The following is a 2,552-nucleotide window of genomic DNA, read 5'->3' on the forward strand; positions in this document are numbered from 1 at the left end:
TCAAGAGGGCGTCCCTTCAACCCGTCAACAAACCGCGCCGCCCCGGTCGGGGGCCGGCGAGGGCAAACACACCCCGACACAACGCAACGCTTCCGCACGAAAAAGGAATTTCATCATGAAGCTCTTCACGCTCTTCACCCGCAAGCTCTCCGCCCTCGCCCTCGCCGGCGCCCTCGTCGCCGGCGCGGTCTCCCTTCCGGGCGCCGCCGACGCGCGTCCCCTCGACGAGGTCAAGGCCTCGGGCGAAATCGTGATCGGCGTCTTCTCCGACAAGGCTCCGTTCGGCTACGTGGACACCGATGGCGCCTACCAGGGCTATGACGTGTACTTCGGCAACCGCCTCGCCAAAGACCTCGGCGTCAAGGTGAAGTACGTCTCGGTCGACCCCGCCTCGCGCGTCGAATTCCTCGTCACCGACAAGGTGGACGTCATCCTCGCGAACTTCACGGTGACGAAGGAGCGCGCCGAGAAGGTGGACTTCGCGCTTCCCTACATGAAGGTCGCCCTCGGCGTCGTCTCGCCCGAGAACGCCCTCGTGAAGGACGTGAAGGAGCTCAAGGGCAAGACCCTCATCATCGCCAAGGGCACGACCGCCGAAACGTACTTTGAAAAGAACCACCCCGAAGTGAAGCTCCAGAAGTACGACCAGTACGCCGACGCCTACAACGCGCTCCTTGACGGCCGCGGCGACGCCTTCTCGACCGACAACACCGAGGTTCTCGCCTGGGCGATCGTGAACAAGGGCTTCAAGGTGGGCATCACGTCCCTCGGCGAGCTCGACACCATCGCGCCGGCCGTGCAGAAGGGCAACAAGGAGCTCCTCGCCTGGATCAACGACGAGATCGTGAAGCTCGGCGGCGAGCAGTTCTTCCATAAGGACTATGCCGAGACGCTCGCGCCCGTTTACGGCAATACTTCGAACCCGGACGACCTTGTCGTCGAGGGCGGCAGACTCTGAGGCTCACGGGTGAATTCCCCCGCCCTCCCGCCTCCGGTGCGCCGGAGCGAAGCGGCGGCGGGACGGAGAAGGAGCGGCAGGAAAATATTTCTCTGCACTCTTGCAAACGATTCTCATTTGCGATATAGTTCATCTCACTGGAACGAAAGACGCAGCAACACATGGAACCAAGGGGTCGGTTCCGCAGCGTCCCAAGTCCGCCGATCACGCAAAGCGGGGAAACTTTGCCGGCGGATGCTTCTCCGGGAGTCTCCTACCCGGGTTTCGTTCCTCGCCTCTAAGGGAGGCCGCGTGTTTCTTGGTCCGCGGCCTCCCTTTTTTCTTTTCCGATTCCGCACGAACCCGGCCGCGCGCCGCCGGGGCTGCCCGGGCACACGCCTCCGCGCGTCCTGACACTTTTGTTCAGGCTGCGGGCTTCGTCAGCGGCGCAGCCGCTCGGCGGGCGAAAGCCCCTCACCGCGATCCCCGCGGCAGCGTTCGGGACGATGAGGCCGAGCTTTCCGGCCCATACGCCGATCAGCGGAATCGGCGCGCGGAGGAGAAGATGAAGCAGCAGACGAGGAGCGTCGAGGCGATCGTGAAGGTGAAGCCGCGTCGTGCGAACTCGCCCGAAAAACGCGGGGAGGAGCTCTGGGGAGAAGGCGTCGAGGCGGACGAGGGACGGGTGGGTTCCGCCATGATGGACTCTGAGGGATGAGAGAGGTTGCGGGAGGCTCTGGAATGCTTTGGGTGAAGCCAACGCCTCGGAACGCGTTTGCGCCTCTGCAGGAAGCCTCAGCCGGCGAGGAGCCGCCGGAGCGCCTCTACTTCGCGCGCGACTTCAGCGACCGTCGTGCGCGGCGGCGTCTGCCCGCGGCGCTCGAGCGCCTTCGCCATGAAGCTGCGGCACCAGGGGACGCCGTGGAGCCCAAAGAAGGCGAGCCCCGCGTCGGTGAGCTCCCATTCGTCGCCCCACTCGTTCGGGTAGGCGAAGATCCTCCAGAGAAGCCGGATGTCGCCCGCGTCGAAGAGCATGTTGAGGACGCCGTCGTCGAGCCGCAGATCCGGCCCGATCACGTCGAAAAGGCGCTGCGCGAAGGCCTCGTCCTCGAGCTCCGTGCGGATCGGCTCGCGGCCGGGAAGGGTCTCGAGCAGCTCGTAGCCGCCTTCGCCGAGACTTCTCACCGAGAGGTCGTGTTCGACGCTCGTCTCGTCCGTGATGGGCGCGAGCCGGTACCAGTCCGTCTCACGCGGGAAGAGCAGCGCCTTCACGATCGAACGGGCGAACCGGCGGCGCAAGAGGTCGAACCATTGGGTGAAGGACATGAGGGCGGGCGGCGCAAGGGTTGACGGGCGGGCGGCCCGGGCACATCGGAGTTGCGGCGGGCCCGAGGGTGAGCATACGTCCGGCGGACGAACAAAGGGGAGCCCTTTCGGGCTCCCCTCTCAGGATACTGTTGGATTCAGGGCGCTCCGCCTCACGCGGCATGCACGGCCTCCATCGGCTCGGCCCCGGGCTTTTCGGCCTTCTTCGCATGCCTCATCTGGAAGAAGGTGGCGAGAAAAAGGCTCGGCGTGAAAGAGGCTAAGATGATTCTTGCCGTAGGCCAGTTTA

The 2,552-nt window shown here is 65.0% G+C and carries 3 protein-coding genes; 1 reads left to right on the forward strand and 2 read right to left on the reverse strand.

The features are described 5' to 3' along the window. Positions 1 to 115: 115 nt before the first annotated feature. On the forward strand, positions 116 to 958 hold the full coding sequence (locus ACT6Y9_RS10365) for a cysteine ABC transporter substrate-binding protein (RefSeq protein ID WP_443744474.1): 843 nt from the start codon (positions 116 to 118) through the stop codon (positions 956 to 958). A 516-nt stretch (positions 959 to 1,474) separates the two neighbouring features. Here ACT6Y9_RS10365 and ACT6Y9_RS10370 read toward each other — a convergent pair. After that, positions 1,475 to 1,636, reverse strand: coding sequence for a hypothetical protein (locus tag ACT6Y9_RS10370; RefSeq protein ID WP_443744475.1), 162 nt, complete (start codon positions 1,634 to 1,636; stop codon positions 1,475 to 1,477). 96 nt (positions 1,637 to 1,732) lie between these two features. Beyond that, entirely contained in the window at positions 1,733 to 2,263 is a 531-nt protein-coding gene (locus ACT6Y9_RS10375; RefSeq protein WP_443744476.1) for a hypothetical protein, read from the reverse strand. Positions 2,264 to 2,552: the final 289 nt, after the last annotated feature.

It is taken from the genome of Sutterella sp., from assembly GCF_052272535.1.
Classification (GTDB): domain Bacteria; phylum Pseudomonadota; class Gammaproteobacteria; order Burkholderiales; family Burkholderiaceae_F; genus Sutterella.

What these genes read in the sequence shown, in the direction of transcription:
- ACT6Y9_RS10365 (WP_443744474.1), top strand. Translation starts at nt 116, where the DNA reads ATGAAGCTCTTCACGCTCTTCACCCGCAAGCTCTCCGCCCTCGCCCTC.
- ACT6Y9_RS10370 (WP_443744475.1), bottom strand. Translation starts at nt 1,636, where the DNA reads ATGGCGGAACCCACCCGTCCCTCGTCCGCCTCGACGCCTTCTCCCCAG.
- ACT6Y9_RS10375 (WP_443744476.1), bottom strand. Translation starts at nt 2,263, where the DNA reads ATGTCCTTCACCCAATGGTTCGACCTCTTGCGCCGCCGGTTCGCCCGT.